This is a genomic window from Azonexus sp. (genome assembly GCF_041909095.1).
In the GTDB taxonomy this organism is placed as follows: domain Bacteria; phylum Pseudomonadota; class Gammaproteobacteria; order Burkholderiales; family Rhodocyclaceae; genus Azonexus.
Map to the genome: position 1 here is coordinate 1,244,712 of NZ_JAYREB010000001.1, position 22,536 is coordinate 1,267,247.

The window sequence follows — 22,536 nt, forward strand, 5'->3', positions numbered from 1 at the left end:
ATGCCTGTATTGACCGGGAAAGCGTCGCGAGTGAGCTACCAGGCCATCCTTGATGATTTCCGTTACATGAACCCCAACGATCCGGGGGCATGGCCCGCCATTCCCAAGGTTACAGTGCTGATAGGGGTTTTTCTGGTCATCCTGCTGGCTGGTTGGTGGTTTTTCTGGAGTGACCAACTGGCGCTCTTGGAAGGCGCCGGCCAAGAAGAGTTGAGTTTGAAGGACCAGTACATTGCCAAAAAGCGTCAGGCAGTAAATCTGGATCTCTATACCCAGCAACTGGCCGAAATCGACCGTTCGTTTGGCGCACTGCTCAAGCAGTTGCCGAACAAGTCCGAAATCGAGGCGTTGTTGATCGAAGTCAACCAGGCTGGGCTTGGTCGTGGTCTGCAGTTTGAGTTGTTCCGCCCGGGCGCTGAACAGATCAAGGATTTTTATGCAGAGCTGCCGGTAACCGTGAAGATCAACGGCTCTTACCACGATATTGGTGCTTTTGCTGCCGATGTGGCGAAGTTGCCGCGTATCGTCACGCTCAACAGCGTTGCCATCGCGCCACTGAAAAATAGCGAAACCCTCTCTCTGGACGCGACTGTGAAGACCTTCCGCTATCTTGATGAAGAGGAACTGGCTGAGCAGAAGCGGGCAGAGGAAAAACTCAAAGCAGACCAGGCAAAGGGAGGGGGCAAGTGAGACATATTGCGCTTGTGGCCTTGTGCATCGCCATCGCCGGCTGTTCTGGCAGTGAGCAGGACGAACTCAGGTCATGGATGGAGGAAAACTCAAGGGATTTGCGGGGTAAAGTTGAGCCGCTGCCTGAGGTAAAGTCCTATGAGCCGGTACCTTACGAAGTCAGCGACATGATTGAGCCGTTCAGGGCCAAGAAAATTGACCCGGATACAAAAAATCGCTTCGGTACGGGGAAGGGGGGGCAATTCCAGCCTGATTTCGAGGCCAGGGAGTTGCGCAACAGTGTCCTGGAGAAGTATCCCCTTGAGTCCCTGACCATGATTGGTCGATTGGTAGTCAACAAGCGTCCGATCGCGGTCATCAAGTACGAAAATAATGTCAAGCAAGTGAAGGTCGGCGATTATTTAGGGCTGGATTTCGGCATGGTGACCGAGATCGGCGAGAGCGAACTGAAATTGAAGGAACTGATTCAGGATTCTGCTGGGGAATGGAGTGAGCGCCAGAGTTCACTATTCCTGCAGACCACGGAGGGGAGCGGTAAATGAAATTGGTCAACTACGTAACGGCCGTCGCGGCCATCTGTATGCTGATGGCTTCCCCTTTGCGGGCGGAAACGGCTGCGGCGAACGCTATCGAAGCGGTCAATGTTGCGCAGCAGGGCAATGAGACAGCGGTAAAGATCGATCTCAAGGAAGCGCTGGCGACACCGCCTGCGGGCTTCGCCGTTGCCAATCCGGCGAAGATCGCTTTCGATTTCCCCGGAACAGCCAATGCGTTGGGAAAAACAACGGAAATGCTGAATCAGGGCGATCTGCGCAGCATCAATATCGTTCAGGTCGCCGGAAGAACACGTCTGGTGCTGAATCTCGTGCGTAACATGAACTACCGGACGCGTCTCGACGGGAAGTCTTTGTATGTCACCCTGACACCGATCGAGCGCCTGGGCGACGCAGTGGCCGAGCGCTCGGTCCGCTTCGCAGAAGAGAGTCTGGTTGGTTCGCGTCATGCAGTTCGCGATGTGGTTTTCCGGCGCGGCAAGGATGGTGAGGGACGGGTTGTCGTAGAGTTGAGCGATGCTGGTACCGGGATCGATATTCGCAAGCAGGGAACGGGGCTGATTGTTGATTTCATGAAGACGAGCGTTCCCGAACATCTGCGCCGCAAACTCGATGTGACCGATTTCGCCACGCCGGTCCTGGGGGTGGAGACCCGGGTCATGGGCGAGAACGTGCGGATGACGATCACCCCAAAGGGGCTGTGGGAGCATAACGCTTATCAGACCGACAACCAGTTCGTGGTTGAGGTCAAGGAAATTGTCGAGGATCCCAACAAACTGGTTCAGGGAACGAAGATCGGTTATCAGGGGCCGCGCGTCAGTATCAACTACCAGAACGGCGATGTGCGAGCGCTGTTGCGCTTGATGGCGGAAGAGCTCGGGTTGAACGCGGTGATCAGCGAGACCGTGACCGGAACGACGACCCTGGTCCTCAAGGACGTGCCAGCCGACCAGGTGATCGATATCATCTTCCAGCAGAAGGGCCTCGACATGCGCAAGAAGGGCAATATCATCATGATTGCCCCGCGTGACGAAATTGCCACCCGCGAGAAGCTAGATTTCGAATCGCGTCAGCAGATCAGCGAACTTGAGCCGTTGCAGATGGAGCAGTTCATGCTGAACTATCAGCGGGCGGGAGATGTGGCACGTTTGCTATCGGGCTCCGATCAGCAGGCCTCCAGCGGTGCCGAAGGTGGTGGGGCAATCGCAACCCAGAAGATCCTGAGTAAGCGTGGCAGTGCCGTCGCTGATCCGCAATCGAACATCCTTTTTGTTACCGATATCCCGTCGAAGCTCGCCGAGATTCGCTCCTTCATCAAGACGATTGATGTCGGTGCGCGCCAAGTGATGATTGAAGCCAGAATTGTTGAGGCGCAGGATAATTTCAATCGCGAGCTGGGGGCCAAGATTGGTCTGATCAACTCGAAGGCTGTGCAGCTTGGTGGCTCGGGCATCTACACTGCGGGTGGCAAAATGACGCCGGCGATCGATACCACCTCCAATGGGGTAACGACGACGACCCCGGCAACCTTGATCCAGAATCCGATGGTGGGGGTCAATTTGCCGGCTCCGGCCACCGGGGGCTCGCTGGCGCTGAGCCTGTTCAATTCCGCCGCGACCCGCATCCTCAATCTGGAACTGACAGCGCTGCAGAGTGACGGTTTGGGGAAGATCATCTCGAGTCCGCGCATCGTTACCGCGAACAATGTCGAAGCAAAAATCGAAGACGGTACCGAAATTCCTTACGTCACGATCCAGAGTACTGGCGGCACTTCGACTGCAACTGTCAGTTTCAAGCCGGCCAAACTTTCATTGCTGGTCACGCCCCAGATTACTCCCGAGGGGACAGTCAAAATGAATCTGGTGGTCAAGAAAGAAGAGGCAGACTGGACTAAGGCGGTGGTGTTGAACGGTTACGCGAATCCGCCGATCAAGAGTTCGGTGGTGCAGACGAATGCCGTTGTTGAAAATGGCGGGACCGTGGTGATTGGCGGTGTGTTCATCAACGATATTCAGAATGGTGTCGAGAAGGTTCCTTTCCTTGGCGATCTGCCTGCGCTGGGCTGGTTGTTCAAGTACAAGAAGGAGAAAAGCACGCGCCGCGAACTCCTGGTTTTCATTACGCCCAGGATAATTTCCGACAAATTGCGACTCAACTAAATCGCTAAGCGATCTAGATCGAATCGAAGGCCGGCATTAGCCGGCCTTCTTTTTGGTGCGCGGGGAAGAGTCGGCTAGAATCGTGGCCGTGAACAAGGAAACCAACATCTATCTGGTCGGGCTGATGGGGGCCGGAAAGACCACGATCGGCCGGCAATTGGCGAAACGTCTGGGGCGGCCGTTTTTTGACTCCGACCATGAGATCGTTGAGCGAACAGGCGTGCCAATACCGACCATTTTCGAGATAGAAGGGGAGGATGGTTTTCGTCGCCGGGAGTCGCAGACCATACATGAGCTAAGCGCGCAGTCCGGGATCGTCATGGCGACCGGGGGGGGGGTGGTGCTTAATCCCGAAAACCGGCAGCGTCTGCATCAAACCGGATGGGTGGTGTACCTGAATGTGCCGCCACTGATGCTGTATCAGCGAACGCGTCACGACAGAAACCGGCCGCTGCTACAGGTAGAGGATCCCCTGGCGCGCCTGGAAAGCCTGCACGAGATACGCGATCCCCTTTATCGGGAGACGGCACATCTGGTGGTCGAGGGAGGGCAACTGGTAGCGGCCGGGGTGGTGCATTACCTGATACGGGAATTTGATCAATTGTGCGTGGAGATGTAATGCATACTTTGGACGTTGCTCTGGGTGAGAGGGCGTATCCGATTCATATCGGTTCCAGCCTGCTGGCGCGCGAAGCTCTATTGCTGCCTCACATTCGAGGCCGGCAAGCGGTTGTGGTCAGCAACGAAACGGTTGCCCCGCTTTATCTGGATGTGCTGCTGGCAACGCTTGCCCGGGGAGGGGTGACCGCCATTCCCGTAATTTTGCCGGATGGCGAGGCATACAAGACCTGGGAAATCCTGAATCGCATTTTCGACGCACTGCTGCTCAACAAATGCGAGCGCAACACCACCCTGATTGCCCTCGGGGGTGGGGTTATCGGAGACATGGGCGGGTTTGCCGCAGCCTGCTATCAGCGCGGTATGCCCTTCGTGCAGGTGCCGACAACCCTGTTGGCGCAGGTGGATTCGTCGGTGGGAGGGAAGACCGCCATCAACCATCCGCTGGGCAAAAACATGATTGGTGCCTTCTACCAGCCGCAGATGGTACTCGCCGATGTGGCGACCCTGGATACCCTGCCGGATCGGGAGTTGCGCGCAGGTCTGGCGGAGGTCATCAAGTATGGCTTGATCCGTGACCCCGAGTTTCTGGTCTGGATTGAGGCTAATCTCGAGCATTTGCTGGCGCGTGATCGCGCGGCGCTGATTTATGCCATTGAACGTTCCTGTCGCAACAAGGCGGAAGTTGTGGCAGCCGACGAGCGTGAAAGCGGTGAGCGCGCCTTGCTGAACCTTGGTCACACCTTCGGTCATGCGATAGAAACCGGCCTCGGCTATGGCGTGTGGTTGCATGGTGAGGCGGTTGCGGCAGGCACGATGATTGCTGCGCATTTGTCGAATCTGCTGGGCTGGCTTGATGACAAAGATGTGGCGAGGATGGGCAAATTGTTCGAGCGCTGTGCCTTGCCGCTGCGTTCTCCCAGGCTCGGTGTGGCTCGCTACATGGAGTTGATGAGTCACGACAAGAAAGTTCTCGACGGCAGATTGCGTCTGGTTCTTCTCGAGCAGTTGGGGCGCGCGGTATTGACTGAGCAGGCTAGCGAGTCGCAGATTGCGCAGGCCATCGAGCGGGGATGCACCTGACTGGTGAATGCGGTGCCCTCGGGCGTCGTTGTTGGTGCAAAACAGTTTCTTGAATTGAAAAGGCTTTTTCCGCTAAAATTAACGGTTGCCTGTGGGGTTTTGCTTGCCGGTGCTGACTTCGTCCAGCCCGGCTTTCTCATGATTGGTCGCTCAATCGGCCAAATTATTTGAAGGAATGCGTGTGATGGAATCGGCTGTACCTGAGCGGCAGGGGTTGTACGACCCCGCCAACGAGCACGACGCTTGCGGCGTGGGTTTTGTGGCCCATGTCAAAGGCCAGAAGAGTCACAGCATCGTCGAGCAGGGTTTGTTGATCCTGAAAAACCTCGACCATCGCGGTGCCGTGGGCGCCGATCCCCTGCAGGGCGATGGCGCGGGTATCCTGATTCAGATTCCCGATCAGTTTTACCGCGAAGAGATGGCCCGCCAAGGCGTCGAACTGCCGCCCGCCGGAGAATACGGCGTCGGCATGGTCTTCCTGCCCCAGGAGGCGGCTTCGCGGCATGCCTGCGTTGAGGAGATCGAGCGCTCGATCAAGGCGGAAGGCCAGGTTCTGCTCGGTTGGCGGGACGTTCCGGTCAATGCTGCAATGCCGATGTCGCCTACCGTGCGTGACACGGAGCCGGTGATCCGCCAGGTGTTCGTCGGTCGCGGCCCCGATGTCTTCGTTACCGACGCCCTCGAGCGCAAGCTATACATCATCCGTCGGCGTGCCGCCAACGCGATCAAGTCGCTCAAGCTCAAGCACGGCCAGGAATTCTACGTGCCGTCGTTCTCCGCGCGGACGATCAACTACAAGGGCCTGCTGCTCGCCGATCAGGTCGGTGTGTACTACGAAGACCTTCAGGACAAGCGCACGGTTTCCGCGTTGGCCCTGGTGCATCAGCGTTTCTCGACCAATACCTTCCCGACCTGGGATCTCGCTCACCCGTTCCGTTACATCGCCCACAACGGTGAAATCAACACCGTGCGTGGCAACGTAAACTGGTTCAAGGCCCGTGAGCAAGCCATTTCCTCGCCGATCCTGGGCGATGACCTGGCCAAGGTCTGGCCGCTGCATTATCCAGGCCAGTCCGATTCCGCGTCCTTCGACAACGCGCTCGAGCTATTGGTCATGGGCGGTAGCTACTCGCTGGCCCAGGCGGTGATGCTGATGATCCCGGAAGCCTGGGAAAAGCACACGCTGATGGACGAAAACCGTCGCGCCTTCTACGAATACCACGCCGCCATGATGGAGCCCTGGGACGGTCCGGCTGCCGTGGCGTTCACCGATGGCCGGCAGATCGGCGCCACCCTGGATCGCAACGGTCTGCGTCCGGCGCGTTACCTGGTCACTGACGACGACCTGGTGGTCATGGCTTCCGAGTCCGGCGTGTTGCCGATCCCGGAAAAGAAGATCGTCAAGAAATGGCGCCTGCAGCCGGGCAAGATGTTCCTGATCGACATGGACCAGGGCCGCATCATCGACGACAAGGAACTCAAGGATTCGCTGGCCAAGGCCAAGCCTTATCGCGAATGGATCGAGAAGATCCGCATCAAGCTCGACGAAGTGCCGTCCGCCGACGAGCAATGCGTCGGTGCCCGCGCTTCGCTGCTCGATCGCCAGCAGGCCTTCGGCTTCACCCAGGAAGACATCAAGGTCATCCTGGAGCCGATGGTGCAGAACGGCGAGGAGGCCACCGGCTCGATGGGGACCGATTCGGCACTGCCGGTGTTGTCGAGCAAGAACAAGGCGTTGTACGCCTACTTCAAGCAGTTGTTCGCGCAGGTCACCAACCCGCCGATCGACCCGATCCGCGAGGAACTGGTCATGTCGCTGGTGTCCTTCATCGGACCGAAGCCGAACCTCTTGAACACCAACGACATCAACCCGCCGATCCGTCTCGAAGTGTCGCAGCCGGTGCTGACCTGCGCCGAAATTGAAAAGCTGCGCAACATCGAAAAGTACACCTCGGGCAAGTTCCGCTCCTTCGAGCTCGACATCTGCTACCCGGTGGCCTGGGGCAAGGCCGGCATCGAAGCCCGACTCGCCTCGCTGGCGGCCGATGCCGAAGACGCGGTGCGTTCCGGCGCCAACATCCTGATCGTCTCCGACCGCATGGTCGATGCCGAGCATGTCGCCATTCCGGCGCTGCTCGCCACCTCGACGATCCACCAGCACCTGGTCAAGAAGGGCCTGCGCACCAGCGCCGGTCTCGTCGTCGAAACCGGTTCCGCCCGCGAAGTGCATCATTTCGCGCTGCTCGGCGGCTACGGTGCAGAAGCCGTCCATCCCTACCTGGCGCTGGAAACCATCGAAGCGCTGGCCAAGGGCGACGCCGAGAAGGCCGAGAAGTACGTCAAGAACTTCATCAAGGCAATCGGCAAGGGGCTGTGCAAGGTGATGTCCAAGATGGGCATCTCGACCTACATGTCCTACACCGGCGCCCAGATCTTCGAAGCGATCGGTCTGCAGAAGGAATTCATCGAGAAGTACTTTACCGGTACGCCGTCGAACATTGAGGGGATCGGCGTCTTCGAAGTGGCCGAGGAAGCCATTCGCCTGCATCGCGACGCCTTCTCCGGCGACCCGGTCCTGGCCAGCATGCTCGATGCCGGCGGCGAGTACGCTTTCCGCATCCGTGGCGAAGAGCACATGTGGACGCCGGATTCGATCGCCAAGCTGCAGCACTCGACGCGCTCCGGCAAGTACGAGACCTACAAGGAATACGCCAAGCTGATCAACGATCAGACCAAGCGTCACCTGACCCTGCGCGGTCTGTTCGAATTCAAGCCGCAGGGCACTCCCGTGCCGCTGGAAGAAGTCGAACCGGCGAAGGAAATCGTCAAGCGTTTCGCCACCGGTGCCATGTCGCTCGGCTCGATCTCGACCGAAGCGCACACCACGCTGGCGGTCGCCATGAACCGCATCGGCGGCAAGTCCAATACCGGCGAAGGTGGCGAGGACGCCAAGCGCTTCCAGCCGCTGAAGGCCGGTCAGAAGCTGTCGGAAGTCGTCGGTGCGTCGCGCATCGAGCGTGACTACGAATTCAAGGAAGGCGACTCGCTGCGCTCGGCGATCAAGCAGGTCGCTTCCGGTCGTTTCGGCGTCACCACCGAATATCTGGTCAATGCCGACCAGATCCAGATCAAGATGGCCCAGGGCGCCAAGCCCGGCGAAGGTGGCCAGTTGCCCGGCCACAAGGTTTCCGAGTACATCGGCTTCCTGCGTCACTCGGTGCCGGGCGTCGGCCTGATTTCGCCGCCGCCGCACCACGACATTTACTCGATCGAAGACCTTGCGCAGCTGATCCATGACCTGAAGAACGCCAACAGCCAGGCGTCGATCTCGGTCAAGCTGGTATCCGAAGTCGGTGTCGGTACCGTCGCCGCCGGCGTCGCCAAGGCCAAGGCCGATCACGTCGTGATCGCCGGTTTTGACGGCGGCACCGGCGCCTCGCCGCAGTCGTCGATCAAGCACGCCGGTACGCCGTGGGAACTTGGTCTGTCCGAAACCCAGCAGACCCTGGTGCTGAACCGCCTGCGCTCGCGCATTCGCGTTCAGGTCGACGGCCAGATGAAGACCGGCCGCGACGTCGTCATCGGCGCCCTGCTCGGTGCCGACGAATTCGGCTTCGCCACCGCGCCGCTGGTCGTCGAAGGCTGCATCATGATGCGCAAGTGCCATCTCAATACCTGCCCGGTCGGCGTTGCCACCCAGGATCCGGAACTGCGCAAGCGTTTCACCGGCCAGCCGGAACATGTCGTCAACTACTTCTTCTTCGTCGCCGAGGAAGTGCGCGAAATCATGGCCCAGTTGGGCATTCGCAAGTTCGACGACCTGGTCGGCCGGGCCGACCTGCTCGACATGCGTGCCGGCATCGAGCACTGGAAGGCCAAGGGGCTCGACTTCTCGAAGGTCTTCTACCAGCCGCCGGTGCCCGCTGAAGTGCCGCGCCGTCACACCGAAGTCCAGGATCATGGCCTCGAGAAGGCGCTCGATCACAAGCTGATCGAACAGGCTCGTCCGGCGCTGGAAAAGGCCCAGAAGGTCCAGATCGAAACGTCGATCATCAACGTCAACCGCACCTGCGGCACCATGTTGTCGGGTGAGGTCGCGCGCCGCTACGGCAACGCCGGCCTGCCGGACGACACCATCCACGTCAAGCTGACCGGCACCGCCGGTCAGGCCTTCGGTGCCTTCCTGGCCCGTGGCGTGACGCTGGAACTGACCGGCGAAGGCAACGACTACGTCGGCAAGGGCCTGTCGGGCGGCCGCATCATCATCAAGCCGAGCCCGGATTTCCGCGGCGATACGCAGCACAACATCATCGTCGGCAATACCGTGATGTACGGTGCGACCGAAGGCGAATCCTTCCTCGCCGGTGTCGGCGGCGAGCGCTTCTGCGTCCGCAACTCCGGCGCGACGGCCGTCGTCGAAGGCGTCGGTGACCACGGTTGCGAGTACATGACCGGTGGTACCGTCGTCGTCCTCGGCATGACCGGGCGCAACTTCGCAGCCGGCATGTCGGGCGGCGTCGCCTACGTCCTCGACGAGGACGGCACGTTCAAGCAGCGCTGCAACCTGGCCCAGGTAGCCCTTGAAAAGGTCCTGCCGGCCGCGCGCCATGCCGCCGGCGAGCCGCTGCATCGCGGCCTGGCCGACGAAGTCCAGCTGCAGGAACTGCTGACCCGCCACGTCGAATACACGGGTAGCGCCACCGCCAGGAACATCCTGGCGAACTGGGACGTCTACCGCGAGAAATTCGTCAAAGTCTATCCGCACGAATACAAGCGGGCGCTCACCGAGATGGCCGCTGCTGCACGCAAGGAGGCCGCATAATGGGCAAGCCGACTGGATTCATGGAATTCGAACGCCTCGAAGAGGCTTACGAACCGGTCGAACAGCGTCTGACGCACTACAAGGAATTCGTCCAGACCCTGTCGGACGACGCTGCCAAGACGCAGGGCGCGCGTTGCATGGACTGCGGCATTCCGTTCTGCAACAACGGCTGCCCGGTCAACAACATCATTCCGGACTGGAATGACCTGGTGTACAAGGGCAACTGGAAGCAGGCGCTGGAAGTCCTGCACTCGACCAACAACTTCCCCGATTTCACCGGCCGCATCTGTCCGGCGCCCTGCGAAGCCGCCTGTACGCTGGGCATCAACGCGGCGCCGGTGGGTATCAAGTCGATCGAGCACTTCATCATCGACAAGGGCTGGGAAATGGGTTGGGTCGTGCCGCAACCGGCCAAGACCAAGACCGGCAAGAAGGTCGCCATCGTCGGTTCCGGCCCGGCCGGCATGGCCGCCGCCCAGCAACTGGCGCGTGTCGGCCATGACGTCACCGTGTTCGAGAAATCGAGCCGGATCGGCGGTCTGCTCGGCTTCGGCATCCCCGACTTCAAGTTGAACAAGTCGGTGATCGACCGTCGCGTCGCGCAGATGGAAGCCGAAGGCGTCGTCTTCCGGACCAAGGTCATCGTCGGCGACAAGGCGATCCCGGCCGGCATCAACAACGATGCCACCGAGACGGTTTCTGCCGAACAGTTGAAGAAGGATTTCGACGCGGTGATCCTCGCCGCCGGTTCCGAAGTGCCGCGCGACCTGCCGGTGCCGGGCCGCGAACTGAAGGGCGTCTACGCGGCGCTGGAATTCCTGATTCCGCAGAACAAGGAAGTGCAGCAAGGGATCAAGAACCCGATCAACGTCAAGGGCAAGCACGTCATCGTCATCGGCGGCGGCGATACCGGTTCCGACTGTGTCGGTACCAGCTACCGCCATGGCGCAGCTTCGGTCACCCAGTTCGAACTGATGCCGGCGCCGCCGGAGCAGGAGAACAAGCCGCTGACCTGGCCGTACTGGCCGCTGAAGATGCGCACCTCGTCCTCGCACAAGGAAGGCGCCACCGTCCGCGAGTTCGCCGTGGCGACCAAGGAATTCATTGCCGACGGCCAGGGCAACGTCAAGGCGCTCAAGGCGGTGCGTGTCGAATGGGCGGGCGGCAAGATGAGCGAAGTCGCCGGCTCCGAATTCGAACTGCCGTGCGACGCCGCCTTCCTGGCCATGGGCTTCGTCAATCCGGTGGGCAGCCTGCTCGATGCCTTCGGCGTCGCCAAGGATGGCCGCGGCAATGCCAGCGCGACGACCGACGGCGAAGGCTGCTACCGCACCAGCGTCGATGGCGTGTTTGCCGCCGGCGACGTGCGGCGCGGTCAGTCGCTGGTCGTCTGGGCGATCCGCGAGGGCCGTCAGGCCGCCCGCGAAGTCGATGCCTTCCTGATGGGATCGACCAGCCTGCCTCGCTGAAGCTGGGCGAAATGAAAGCAAAACCCCGCCGGTTCCGACCCGCGGGGTTTTTGTTTGTGCAAAAATGCTGGCATATCAATAGGGAGAGATCATGGGGTCCGAATTGCAACAGGCATTCCAGTTGAATTTGTCAGGTTCCTTGCTCGACGGACACATGCTGCTGATCCTGGCGATCATGGTGCTGGCCGGCGTATTGGGAGGAACCGCCAATTTCTTTCTGGCTGAAAAGGCAAGCGAGCAGAACCGCCACAACTGGACGCGCTATGCGGTGTTCGGTGTGATAGCCGCGCTCACCGTGCCCTTGTTCCTGAACATGATATCCAGCACCCTGCTCGAAGGGGCACGCAACAAGCCCGTGGATTTCTACGTCTTCGCCGGTTTCTGCCTGATCTACGTGGTGGCGTCGCGGCGTCTTTTCGAGAACCTCGCCCAGCGCCTGCTCGGCCAGATCGAACAGGTCCGCAACGAAGTCGGTCACCTCAAGCAGGCGCGTGACGCCCTGCCGGCCGTGAAAGAGACGGCTGAGACCAATCCGAACGAAGTGCTGTCCTACAACGATGTCGAGGTCTTGCGCGCGCTGGCGCAGGAAAAGTTCGTTTACGGCAACCTTGCCGCCGTCTGCGAACGTACCGGGCTGCCCCGGGACTACGTCAGTCAGCGTCTGACCGTGATGAAGGCCCTGGGCGTCATCGAAACCCGGATCAACGAAAAGAACGTCCTGCACTGGTTTGTTTCCGCACGCGGCAAGGCTGTGCTCGAGGAAGTCGTCGGCCACCAACAAGACAAGAAAATCGCCTGAAACCCTGCCGGCCAAGCCGCTAATCACCAGAAGAAAACATGAACGTCGTCATTCTCGCTGCCGGCCAAGGCAAGCGCATGCATTCCAACCTGCCCAAGGTTCTCCATCCGGTCGCCGGCAAGCCGCTGGCGCGTCACGTCATCGATACGGCGCGCGAGCTGGCGCCGGAAAGGCTGATCGTCGTCTATGGCCATGGTGGCGACGTCGTGCGGGCGACGCTGTCCGCCCCCGACATCCTGTGGGCCGAACAGGCGCAGCAACTGGGCACCGGCCACGCGCTGGCGCAGGCTGTACCGCAACTGGGCGACGGGGCGCAGACGCTGGTCCTCTACGGCGACGTGCCGCTGACCTCGCTGGCAACCCTGAAACGGCTGCTGCAAGCCGGCCGCGATGGGCTGGCCATCCTCACCGTCGATCTCGCCGAGCCGACCGGTTACGGTCGCATCGTCCGCGACGAGCGCGGCCAGGTCTGCCGCATTGTCGAACAGAAGGATGCGGGCGAGGCCGAGAAGGCGATCCGCGAAATCAACACCGGCATCATGGCGCTGCCGACCGCGCGGCTGGCCGACTGGCTGTCCAGCCTGAAGAACGACAACGCCCAGGGCGAGTACTACCTGACCGACGTCGTCGCGCTGGCGGTGGCGGAAGGCCTGCCGGTGCGCACCGCGCAGCCGGACGGCGAATGGGAAGTGCTCGGGGTCAACAGCAAGGTGCAACTGGCTGAGCTGGAACGCCAGCATCAGCGCAACATTGCCGACCAACTGCTGGTCGCCGGCGTCCGCCTGGCCGATCCGGCGCGCCTCGACGTCCGCGGCCACCTCACCCATGGGCGTGATGTGGCGATCGATGTCGGCTGCGTTTTCGAGGGCCAGGTCGAACTCGGCGATGCGGTCGAAGTCGGCCCCTACTGCGTGCTGAAGAACGTCAAGGTCGGTGCCGGGACGCGGATCGCCGCCTTCTGCCACTTCGAGGACGCGGTGATCGGTCCGGATGGCGTGCTTGGCCCCTATGCCCGTCTGCGGCCGGGCACCGAACTCGGTCCCGAGGTCCATGTCGGCAACTTCGTCGAGATCAAGAAGAGCGTCATCGGCGCCCAGTCCAAGGCCAACCACCTGGCCTACATCGGCGACGCCGAGATCGGCCAGCGGGTCAACGTCGGCGCCGGCACCATCACCTGCAACTACGACGGCGCCAACAAGTTCAAGACGGTGATCGAGGACGACGTCTTCATCGGTTCCGACACCCAGCTGGTGGCGCCGGTGACTGTCCATCGCGGGGCAACCCTCGGTGCCGGCACGACGCTGACCAAGGACGCGCCGCCGGATGCACTGACCGTTTCGCGCGCCAAGCAGATCACGCTGGCGGGCTGGAAGCGTCCGGTCAAGGAGAAGAAGTGATGGATGCCTGGTTCGTGACTTTCGCCATCGTCAGTTCGCTCCTCATGGCAGGGGGCGGTACCTTGTTGCTGGTCGGCTACATCAATACGCTGCCGGCGGCGCTCAGCTTCGGCTGGCGCATCGCGCTGCCGGTCGTCGCCTTGCCGGTGGTCGGGCCCTTGTGGTTTGCGTGGACCCGGGGCGAGGATTTCCGCCGGGCGCGCTACCAGCTGATTGGTGCATTGGCCTTGCTGAGCCTTGCCGGCATCCTGATCCTCAGTTTGGGCCCTTATTTCGCAGAACGTTTGATTGCCGAAATGGTCGAGGCGCAAAAAATGCGCTAGCGTGTTACTGACAATTTGCTCAGGGAGAAGACGATGTCCAAGTTCACCAGTGAGTCCCTTCGTAGTGTCGTCCTCGTCGGCCACGGTGCCGCCGGCAAGACCACGCTGGCCGAGGCCCTGCTCCACGCGACCGGCGCCATTGCGGCGAAGGGCAGCATCGAGCGCGGCAGCACCGTCTGCGACAACGACCCGCAGGAAAAGGAAGCCGGCCATTCCCTGAGCAGCGCGGTATTCTCGGTTCGCCACGAAGGGGTCACCATCCATGCCGTCGACACGCCGGGCTATCCGGATTTCGCCGGGCAGGCGATTGCCGCGCTGGCCGCCGCCGATACCGCTTTGGTCGTGATCAATGCCCAGGCCGGCATCGAACTGAGCGCCGAACGGATGATGCGCCTGGCCGGCGAGCGCGGCCTGTGCCGGATGATCGTCGTCAACAAGATCGACGCCGACAATCTCGACCTGCCCGGACTGGTCGCCGAGATTCGCGAACGCTTCGGCAGCCAGTGCCTGGTGCTTGACCTGCCGGCGCATGGCGCCGCCGACGTCGTCGAGGTCCTCGAACATGATGCCGGCGATGCCGACTTCGCTTCCGTCGCCGCCGCCCACCGGGCGCTCATCGACCAGATCGTCGAGGAGGACGAAGACCTGCTCGCCCGCTATCTCGACGAAGGCAGCGACCCGTCGACGAACGATCTGCACGCGCCCTTCGAGAAGGCGCTGCGCGCCGGTCACCTGATCCCCATCCTGTTCACCTCGGCGAAGACCGGTGCCGGCATTCCGCAGTTGCTGCACGTGCTGGCGACGCTGGCACCGAATCCGGCGGAAGGCAATCCGCCGCCGTTCTACCGGGGCGAACCCGGCGCCGAGTGCAGCGCCTTCGCTGCCCAGCCCGATCCCGATCTGCACGTGCTGGCGCATGTCTTCAAGGTCGTCGTCGACCCCTATCTGGGCAAGATCGGCGTCTTCCGCGTGCATCAGGGGACGGTGAAGAAGGACATGCAGCTCTTTGTCGGTGACGGCAAGCGGCCGTTCAAGGTCGCCCACCTTTACCGCCTGCAGGGCAAGGACACCGTCGAGGTCGATGCGCTGTTGCCGGGCGAGATCGGTGCTGTCGCCAAAGTCGAGGAAATCGAGTTCGATTGCGTGCTGCACGATTCGCATGACGAGGATCACATTCACCTGGTGCCACTCGACTTTCCCAGGCCGATGGCCGGCTTGGCGGTCGAGACGAAAAAGAAGGGCGACGAGCAGCGCCTCTTCGACATCCTCGGCAAGCTGGCAATGGAAGACCCGACCTTCGTCATCGAGCGCCACCCAAGCAGCAACGAAACCGTCATCCGCGGCCTCGGCGACATGCACCTGAAAGCCAAGCTGGCGCGCATGCTCGGCCAGTACAAGCTGGAAGTCGACACCAAGCCGCCGCGCATTCCCTACCGCGAGACGATCACTGCGCCGGCCGAGGCGATGTACCGGCACAAGAAACAGTCGGGCGGCGCCGGCCAGTTCGGCGAGGTGCATCTGCGCATCGAACCGCGGGCGCGCGGCGAGGGCTTCGAATTTGTCGATGCGGTCAAGGGCGGCGTGATTCCCGGTGTCTTCATGCCGGCAGTCGAGAAGGGCGTGCGCCAGGCGCTGGCCGGCGGCGTCGTCGCCGGCTACGAAGTCCAGGACCTGCGCGTCACCGTTTACGACGGCAAGACTCATCCGGTCGACGGCAAGGAAGTCGCCTTCACCATCGCCGGTCGCAAGGCGGTGATCGAGGCGATTCGCAACGCCCGGCCGATCGTTCTCGAACCGATCGTCGGCATCGAGATCGTTGCTCCGGAGAACGCCATCGGTGACCTCGCCGGTGATCTCTCCGGGCGCCGCGGTCACGTCACCGGTACCGACGGGCGCGGTCACGGCTTCGCCGCGATCAGCGGCGAGGTGCCGCTGGCCGAGCTCGACGACTACCAGTCGCGGCTGAAGTCGCTGACCGGCGGCCAGGGCAGCTACACGATCGACTTCGCGCGCTACGCGGCAGTGCCGCCCAACGTCCAGCAGCAACTGGCGAGCCGGTTCCAGTTGCACGACGATGAAGAGTAAGCGCCCGCTCCTGCTGCTTGCCAAGGGCCGCGTTGCGGCCCTTTTTCTTTCAGTGGCCGCTGCCGGCGTCGCCCTCGTGCCACTCGACAGCCGCCAGGAACAGGTAGCCGGCACCATAGACGGTCTTGATGAAGGAAGGGCTGTCGGCGTCCGGCTCCAGCTTGCGCCGCAGGCGGGAAACACGGACGTCGATGGCGCGGTCGCTGGGGCCGATGTCGCGCGATCCCATCAGTTTTTCCCGCTGCAGGATGCGGTTGGGGTGGCTGACGAAGACCTTGAGCAGTTCGGCTTCCGCCGTGCTCAACACCTGTTCGTTGCCGTCCGGTGCGCCGAGCGTGTTGTTCGCCAGGTTGAAACGCCAGCCGCCGAAATGGGCGATCTGGCTGGGCGTCTGTTCGCTGGCACTTTCGCGGCGGCGCAGGATGCTGCGCACGCGGGCGACCAGTTCACGCGGCTCGAACGGTTTCAGCACGTAGTCGTCGGCCCCCAGTTCGAGGCCCATGACGCGGTCGCTGACGTGGGCGCGGCCGGTCAGGATCATGATGCCGCAGGCGGTCTGCGCGCGCACCCGCTGCATGGCCTCGATGCCGTCCATGTCGGGCAGGCCGAGGTCGATGATGCACAGCGCCGGCGACAGGTTGCGCAGGCGGCGCAGCAGGTCACCGCCGCTGCGGCACCACAGTGTGCGGAAGCCGAAATCGGCGAGTACCTGTTCGATGATGCGGGCGACGTCGGGGTCGTCCTCGACGATGGCGATCAGTTTGCCGCTGTCCAGCTCCTTCATGGGGTCTCCTCGCCCGCGGCGCGTTGCAGAGCCCGCGCCAGTTCCTGCCTGAGGAAGGGCTTGGCCAGGATGGGAAAGTCCCGGCTGCGCGCGTCCTCGTCTTCGGTGTAGCCGCTCATCAGCACGATGCGCAGCGATGGGTATTCCCGCAGCAACTGTCGCGCCAGTTGGCGGCCGTTCAGTTCGCCCGGCATCAGCACGTCGCTGACAACGATCGCGATGTCCGGAATGTGGCGTGCCATGTCGAGCGCCTGGCCGGCGTTTTCCGCTTCGATCACCGGGTGGCCGAGATCGATCAATTGCTGGCGGACGACGCGGCGGACATTCTCGTCATCCTCGACCAGCAGCACCAGATCGCCGTCGGCTTCGGGCGGCGGCGCGTCGGCGGTGGCCTGCCGGGCGGCGGGCGCCGCGGTCTGCGGCAGGACGATTTCAACCTGGGTGCCGCGCTCCGGTTCGCTGCGGATGCGCATGCCGCCCGCCGACTGGCGGATGAAGCCCTGCGCCATGGCCAACCCCAGTCCGTTGCCGAGGCCGAGGCGCTTGGTGGTGAAGAAGGGTTCGCAGGCATGCGCCAGGGTGTGCGCGTCCATGCCGCAACCGTCGTCGGCGACCGCGATGGCGACGTAGTTGCCGGGCGCGACGTCGAATTCGGCGGTTTCCGGGGCGTCGGCCGGCAGCTCGGTGAGGTCGGCGGAAATCGTCAGCCGGCCGCCTTGCGGCATCGCATCGCGGGCGTTGAGCGCGAAGTTGAGCAGGGCGCTTTCCAGCTGTGCCGGGTCCACCTTGGCGAACAGGCCCCCTTCGGCGTTGCGGCAATCGACGACGATGTTCTCCGGCAGCGAGCGCCGGATCAGTCGCGTCAGGTCGCCAATCAGCTGGCCGATGTCGACCGCCTGCGGTTCCAGCGGCTGTTGCCGGGAGTAGGTGAGCAGGCGGCGGATCAACTGCACGCCGCGCCGCGCCGACTGCAGCGCCGGGCTGACGAAGTCGGCGATTCCAGGGTCGTCCGGCCGGTGGTCCTGGAGCGCCGCCAGGTTGCCGATGATCACCGTCAGCAGGTTGTTGAAGTCATGCGCCAGACCGCCGGTCAGGCGGCCGATCGCTTCCATCTTCTGGGCCTGCAGCAGTGCCGTCTGCATCCGCTTCTGCTCGGTGATGTCGTGCGAGAAGACGAAGAAGCCGTGGGTGTCGCCATCGCTGCCGATTTCCGGAACCAGCGTGCTGTGCGCGAAGACCGTCTGGCCGTGGCGCAGCATCCGGTACTCGTAACTGACCTGCTCGCCGGACAGCGCCCGCCGCACCTGCTCGCCGACCTGGGCATAGACTTCGGGGCCGACCACATCGAGCACCGAGCGGCCGATCACGCTGCCCGCCGGCAGGCAGTACCAGTCGGCGTAACCCTTGTTGGCGTACTGGTAGATCTGCTGACGGTCGACGTAACCGATGAGGATGGGGATGGTGTCGTTGATCAGGCGCAGGCGGGCTTCGCTGCGGCCGAGCGCGGCGGCGATCCGCTCCTTCTCGGCGTTGGCCTGGCGCAGGTTGGCGTTGGCGTTTTCCAGCTGGGCGGTGCGGCGGCGGACGCGTTCGTCGAGCTGCAGGTTCTGGTGCTCGCTCAACTGCTCCAGGTAGCGCTGTTCCGTGATGTCGCTGTACAGCGTGACGAAGCCGCCGTGCGGCAGCGGTTCGCCGCGCAGCAGCAGCAGGCGGCCGTTGGGGCGGCGCCGTTCGCTGACGTGGGCGACGAAGTGGCGGGCCTCGGCGACGCGTTCGGCGACCTGGGCCTCGGGGTCGCCGGGACCGTATTCGCCGCGCTGCGCGTTGTAGCGGATGAAGTCGGCGAACGGCGTACCGATCCGCCCCAGTTCGTTCGGGAAACCGAGCAGTTCGAGGAAGGGGCGGTTCCAGGCGACCAGCCGCAGGTCGCGGTCGAAGACACTGATCCCCTGGTCGAGCAGGTCGAGCCCGTCCTGCAGCGTGGCGAGCCGGTTCGACTGGTCGGCGGGGAGGGAGGCATGAGGCATCGCGGGATTCTAGAGCAAGGCGCCTGGCTTGAACGACAATGCAATGATTCGTTACATTGCGCCAATAGTTGTGCAAGAGTGTTCTGTAATGCTACGGCCCACAAGAAGGATACCGGCCGTTCAAGGAGAACAGCACTCTGGCAGGTATTAAGAAGTAAAAAGCGAGGAGATTGGCCGGGCCGGCAGGTCCGGCCATCCTTATCAGAATCGTCATCGTCATGCCCGCCGCGGCGGGCTGCCTGGCGTTCGCGTCGCGGGCGCCATCTTGTCTGAAAGGAAGCTGTGAATGAGTACTTACACCGCACCGCTGCGTGACATGCAGTTCGTTCTCAAGGATATCGCCGGTCTCGACGAGATCTGCGCCTTGCCGGGCAACGAGGAATGTTCCGTCGACCTGGTCGAATCGATTCTTGAAGAAGCGGCCAAGTTCGCCAGCGGCGTGCTCGATCCGATCAACCGCAATGGCGACAATCAGGGCGCCGTGGTCAAGGACGGCGTGGTCACCACCTCGCCCGGCTTCAAGGATGCTTACCAGTTGTTCTGCGAAACCGGCTGGAACGCCATGCCCTTCTCGCCGGAATACGGCGGCCAGGGCCTGCCGGCGGCAGTGACGATGGCGGTCAACGAAATGTGGAAGTCGGCCAACATGGCCTTTGCGCTGTGCCCGATGCTTACCGGCGGCGCCATCGAGGCGATCGCCCACCATGCTTCCGACGAACTCAAGCAGAAGTATCTGCCGAAGATGGTCGAAGGCGTGTGGACCGGCACCATGAACCTGACCGAGCCGAACGCCGGCTCCGACCTGGCGGCGATCAGCACCAAGGCAAGGAAGCTCGACGACGGCACCTACCTGGTCACCGGTACCAAGATCTTCATCACCTGGGGCGAAAACGACTGCGCCGAAAACATCATCCACCTGGTGCTCGCCCGTCTGCCGGACGCGCCGCCGGGACTGAAGGGTATCTCGCTGTTCCTGGTGCCGAAGTTCCTGGTCAATGACGACGGCTCGCTCGGTGCCCGCAACGACCTGATCTGCGCCTCGCTCGAACACAAGCTCGGCATCCACGGCAGCCCGACGGCGGTGATGTCCTACGGCGACAAGGAAGGCGCCGTCGGCTACCTGATCGGCGAAGAGAACAAGGGCATCGGCTACATGTTCACGATGATGAACCACGCCCGCGTCAACGTCGGCCTGGAAGGCGTCGGCATCGCCGAGCGCGCCTACCAGCATGCGCTGTGGTACGCCAAGGAACGTATCCAGGGCGCCATCGTCGGCGACAAGTCGGGCGAGAAGAAGCCGATCCTGCATCACCCCGATGTCCGCCGCCTGCTGATGGACGTCAAGTCGCGCACCGAAGCGATGCGCACCCTGGCCTATTACGCCGCCGCCCAGATCGACAAGGCGCACGCCGGCGACGCCGCCGCGCAGGCGCGCATCGACCTGCTGACGCCGGTGGTCAAGGGCTGGAGCACCGAGCAGGGCGTCGAGCTGTCGTCGAACGCGCTGCAGGTCTTCGGTGGCGTCGGCTTCATCGAGGAAACCGGTGCCGCGCAGTACTACCGCGATTCCCGGATCACCACCATCTACGAAGGGACGACGGCGATCCAGGCGAACGACCTGGTCGGCCGCAAGCTGGCGCGCGAAAAGGTGCCGGGCGCCGGCATGAAGGCGATGCTCGCCGAGATCAACGCCACCGCCGACGAACTCGCCGGTAATGCCGGTCTCGCCAACATCGCCGCCAACCTGAAGAACGGTGCCGCGGCGCTGACTGCCGCCGCTGACTGGATTCTCGCCAACTACAACGACAAGCCGCAGGCCGTGCATGCCGGTTCGGTGCCCTTCCTCAAGCTGACCGGCATCGTCGCCGGCGGCTGGCTGATGGCCAAGTCGGCCGGCGTTGCCGCAGCCCGCATCGCGGCCGGCGACAGCGACCCGTTCTACCGGGCCAAGCTGGCGACCGCCGAGTATTTCGCGACGCACCAGCTGCCGTTCGCGGCGGCCTACGCGGCGGAAGTGATGGGTGGCGCCGAGGCCGTCTTCGGTCTCGCCGAAGACCTGTTCTGAGCGCCATCATGCGTACCGATCGCGATGCGATGGAGTACGACGTCGTGATCGTCGGCGGCGGCCCTGCGGGGCTGACCGCGGCGATCCGCGTCAAGCAGCAGGCGGCGGCCGCCGGCCGTGAGCTGTCGGTCTGCCTGCTCGAGAAGGGCTCGGAAATCGGCGCCCACATCCTGTCCGGCGCCGTCATCGAAACCCGCGCCCTGGCCGAGTTGTTCCCCGACTGGCAGGAACGCGGCGCGCCGCTCAACACGCCGGCCGGCGAGGACCGTTTCCTGTTTCTTACCGAGGGCGGTTCGTTCAAGCTGCCGACGCCCCCGCAGATGGCCAACCACGGCAACTACATCGTCAGCCTGGGCAACTTCTGTCGCTGGCTGGGCGAGCAGGCGGAAGCGCTTGGTGTCGAGATCTACCCCGGCTTCGCCGCCGCCGAAGTCCTCTACCACGAGGACGGCTCGGTCAAGGGCGTCGCCACCGGCGACCTCGGCATCGGCAAGGACGGCCAGCCCGGCCACAACTTCCAGCCGGGCATGGAACTGCACGCAAAGCAGACGATCTTCGCCGAAGGCTGCCGTGGTTCGCTGACCCGCGAACTGTTCGAGCGCTTCAATCTGCGCGATGGCGCCGACCCGCAGACCTACGGCATCGGCATCAAGGAACTGTGGGAAATCGATCCGGCGAAACACCAGCCGGGGCTGATCGTGCATTCGGTGGGCTGGCCGCTGGCCAGCGACACCTACGGCGGTTCCTTCCTCTATCACCTGGAGAACAACCTGGTCGCCGTCGGTTTCGTCGTCGGTCTCGACTACCAGAATCCCTGGCTGTCGCCGTTCGAGGAATTCCAGCGCTACAAAACGCATCCGGCGATCCGCGGTTTCTTCGAAGGCGGCCGGCGTATTTCCTACGGCGCCCGTGCGCTGTCGGAAGGCGGCTTCCAGTCGCTGCCCCGGCTGACTTTCCCGGGCGGCCTGCTGGTCGGCGATACCGCCGGTTTCCTCAACGTGCCGAAGATCAAGGGCACGCACATGGCGATGCAGTCGGCCATGCTCGCCGCCGATGCCGTCGTCGCGCTGCTGGGCGATGCCGAAGGCGGGCAGGAAGCCCTGGCCTATCCGCAAATTCTGCGTGAGAACTGGTTGTGGGACGAACTCTACCGGGTGCGCAACGTGCGCCCGGCGTTCAAGTGGGGGCTGTGGGGTGGCATCGCCTACAGCGCGCTCGACACCTTCCTGTTCCGCGGCAAGGCGCCGTGGACGCTGGCGCATCACGACGACCACACGCAACTGGGTGAGAAGTCGGCCCACGCCCGGATCGACTATCCGAAGCCGGACGGCAAGCTGAGCTTCGACCGCCTGTCGTCGGTCTTCCTGTCGGCGACCAACCACGAGGAAAACCAGCCCAGCCACTTGCGTTTGAAGGACGTGGCGGTGCCGGTGTCGGTCAATTACGCGAAGTACGGCGCGCCGGAAACGCGTTACTGCCCGGCCGGCGTCTATGAAATCCTCGGCGAGGACGAAGGCGCGCCGCGCTTGCAGATCAACGCCCAGAACTGCCTGCACTGCAAGACCTGCGACATCAAGGACCCGACCCAGAACATCGTGTGGACGGTACCCGAAGGCGGCGGCGGGCCGAACTATCCGAACATGTGAGCAGCGCAACTCTGC

At 62.8% G+C, this 22,536-nt stretch carries 16 protein-coding genes; 14 read left to right on the plus strand and 2 right to left on the minus strand.

All coding sequences use genetic code 11. From position 1 onward, the window contains the following. From ACE3OV_RS05980 to fusA, 12 genes are all read left to right on the plus strand, one after another. Positions 1–690, plus strand: coding sequence for a type 4a pilus biogenesis protein PilO (locus ACE3OV_RS05980; protein ID WP_374326240.1), 690 nt, complete (start codon positions 1–3; stop codon positions 688–690). Beyond that, on the plus strand, positions 687–1,232 hold the full coding sequence (locus ACE3OV_RS05985) for a pilus assembly protein PilP (protein WP_374325996.1): 546 nt from the start codon (positions 687–689) through the stop codon (positions 1,230–1,232). The genes ACE3OV_RS05980 and ACE3OV_RS05985 overlap by 4 nt, the downstream gene beginning before the upstream one ends. Beyond that, positions 1,229–3,403, plus strand: a complete 2,175-nt coding sequence (gene pilQ, locus ACE3OV_RS05990) for a type IV pilus secretin PilQ (RefSeq protein ID WP_374325998.1) — start codon at positions 1,229–1,231, stop codon at positions 3,401–3,403. Before ACE3OV_RS05985 ends, pilQ begins: the two co-directional genes overlap by 4 nt. Positions 3,404–3,527: 124 nt before the next feature. Further along, the gene (locus ACE3OV_RS05995; RefSeq protein WP_374326241.1) at positions 3,528–4,022 is read left to right on the plus strand and encodes a shikimate kinase; all 495 of its coding nucleotides are present in this window, start codon (positions 3,528–3,530) and stop codon (positions 4,020–4,022) included. Continuing rightward, positions 4,022–5,104, plus strand: a complete 1,083-nt coding sequence (aroB, locus tag ACE3OV_RS06000) for a 3-dehydroquinate synthase (protein ID WP_374326000.1) — start codon at positions 4,022–4,024, stop codon at positions 5,102–5,104. Before ACE3OV_RS05995 ends, aroB begins: the two co-directional genes overlap by 1 nt. Positions 5,105–5,107: 3 nt before the next feature. Further along, on the plus strand, positions 5,108–5,275 hold the full coding sequence (locus ACE3OV_RS06005) for a hypothetical protein (RefSeq protein WP_374326001.1): 168 nt from the start codon (positions 5,108–5,110) through the stop codon (positions 5,273–5,275). A 13-nt stretch (positions 5,276–5,288) separates the two neighbouring features. Beyond that, a complete protein-coding gene (gltB, locus tag ACE3OV_RS06010) occupies positions 5,289–9,926 on the plus strand; it encodes a glutamate synthase large subunit (RefSeq protein ID WP_374326003.1) in 4,638 nt (1,545 codons plus the stop codon). Beyond that, on the plus strand, positions 9,926–11,395 hold the full coding sequence (locus tag ACE3OV_RS06015) for a glutamate synthase subunit beta (protein WP_374326005.1): 1,470 nt from the start codon (positions 9,926–9,928) through the stop codon (positions 11,393–11,395). Before gltB ends, ACE3OV_RS06015 begins: the two co-directional genes overlap by 1 nt. A 91-nt stretch (positions 11,396–11,486) precedes the next feature. Continuing rightward, positions 11,487–12,194 carry a YEATS-associated helix-containing protein gene (locus ACE3OV_RS06020; RefSeq protein ID WP_374326007.1) on the plus strand — a complete coding sequence of 236 codons (708 nt, stop codon included), beginning with the start codon at positions 11,487–11,489 and terminating at the stop codon, positions 12,192–12,194. Between the two features lie 38 nt (positions 12,195–12,232). Then, on the plus strand, positions 12,233–13,591 hold the full coding sequence (gene glmU / locus ACE3OV_RS06025; RefSeq protein WP_374326009.1) for a bifunctional UDP-N-acetylglucosamine diphosphorylase/glucosamine-1-phosphate N-acetyltransferase GlmU: 1,359 nt from the start codon (positions 12,233–12,235) through the stop codon (positions 13,589–13,591). After that, positions 13,588–13,914, plus strand: coding sequence for a hypothetical protein (locus ACE3OV_RS06030; protein ID WP_374326010.1), 327 nt, complete (start codon positions 13,588–13,590; stop codon positions 13,912–13,914). The genes glmU and ACE3OV_RS06030 overlap by 4 nt, the downstream gene beginning before the upstream one ends. A 33-nt stretch (positions 13,915–13,947) precedes the next feature. After that, positions 13,948–15,999, plus strand: coding sequence for an elongation factor G (gene fusA, locus ACE3OV_RS06035; protein ID WP_374326011.1), 2,052 nt, complete (start codon positions 13,948–13,950; stop codon positions 15,997–15,999). 49 nt (positions 16,000–16,048) lie between these two features. Here the strand turns inward: fusA and ACE3OV_RS06040 are convergent, their stop codons facing one another. Next, a complete protein-coding gene (locus tag ACE3OV_RS06040; RefSeq protein ID WP_374326012.1) occupies positions 16,049–16,783 on the minus strand; it encodes a response regulator transcription factor in 735 nt (244 codons plus the stop codon). Then, a complete protein-coding gene (locus tag ACE3OV_RS06045) occupies positions 16,780–18,810 on the minus strand; it encodes a PAS-domain containing protein (RefSeq protein WP_374326014.1) in 2,031 nt (676 codons plus the stop codon). Before ACE3OV_RS06045 ends, ACE3OV_RS06040 begins: the two co-directional genes overlap by 4 nt. A gap of 286 nt (positions 18,811–19,096) precedes the next feature. Between ACE3OV_RS06045 and ACE3OV_RS06050 the strand changes: the two genes are divergently transcribed. Then, positions 19,097–20,875 (plus strand): acyl-CoA dehydrogenase C-terminal domain-containing protein, encoded by a 1,779-nt coding sequence (locus ACE3OV_RS06050; protein ID WP_374326016.1) that lies wholly within the window; start codon positions 19,097–19,099, stop codon positions 20,873–20,875. Positions 20,876–20,883: 8 nt separating this feature from the next. Beyond that, positions 20,884–22,521 carry an electron transfer flavoprotein-ubiquinone oxidoreductase gene (locus ACE3OV_RS06055; protein ID WP_374326018.1) on the plus strand — a complete coding sequence of 546 codons (1,638 nt, stop codon included), beginning with the start codon at positions 20,884–20,886 and terminating at the stop codon, positions 22,519–22,521. The last annotated feature ends 15 nt before the right edge of the window (positions 22,522–22,536 follow it).

What these genes read in the sequence shown, in the direction of transcription:
- ACE3OV_RS06015 (WP_374326005.1), top strand. Translation starts at nt 9,926, where the DNA reads ATGGGCAAGCCGACTGGATTCATGGAATTCGAACGCCTCGAAGAGGCT.
- ACE3OV_RS05995 (WP_374326241.1), top strand. Translation starts at nt 3,528, where the DNA reads ATGGGGGCCGGAAAGACCACGATCGGCCGGCAATTGGCGAAACGTCTG.
- ACE3OV_RS06040 (WP_374326012.1), bottom strand. Translation starts at nt 16,783, where the DNA reads ATGAAGGAGCTGGACAGCGGCAAACTGATCGCCATCGTCGAGGACGAC.
- glmU (WP_374326009.1), top strand. Translation starts at nt 12,233, where the DNA reads ATGAACGTCGTCATTCTCGCTGCCGGCCAAGGCAAGCGCATGCATTCC.
- ACE3OV_RS06020 (WP_374326007.1), top strand. Translation starts at nt 11,487, where the DNA reads ATGGGGTCCGAATTGCAACAGGCATTCCAGTTGAATTTGTCAGGTTCC.
- ACE3OV_RS06050 (WP_374326016.1), top strand. Translation starts at nt 19,097, where the DNA reads ATGAGTACTTACACCGCACCGCTGCGTGACATGCAGTTCGTTCTCAAG.
- aroB (WP_374326000.1), top strand. Translation starts at nt 4,022, where the DNA reads ATGCATACTTTGGACGTTGCTCTGGGTGAGAGGGCGTATCCGATTCAT.
- gltB (WP_374326003.1), top strand. Translation starts at nt 5,289, where the DNA reads ATGGAATCGGCTGTACCTGAGCGGCAGGGGTTGTACGACCCCGCCAAC.
- ACE3OV_RS05980 (WP_374326240.1), top strand. Translation starts at nt 1, where the DNA reads ATGCCTGTATTGACCGGGAAAGCGTCGCGAGTGAGCTACCAGGCCATC.
- ACE3OV_RS06045 (WP_374326014.1), bottom strand. Translation starts at nt 18,810, where the DNA reads ATGCCTCATGCCTCCCTCCCCGCCGACCAGTCGAACCGGCTCGCCACG.
- fusA (WP_374326011.1), top strand. Translation starts at nt 13,948, where the DNA reads ATGTCCAAGTTCACCAGTGAGTCCCTTCGTAGTGTCGTCCTCGTCGGC.
- pilQ (WP_374325998.1), top strand. Translation starts at nt 1,229, where the DNA reads ATGAAATTGGTCAACTACGTAACGGCCGTCGCGGCCATCTGTATGCTG.
- ACE3OV_RS06055 (WP_374326018.1), top strand. Translation starts at nt 20,884, where the DNA reads ATGCGTACCGATCGCGATGCGATGGAGTACGACGTCGTGATCGTCGGC.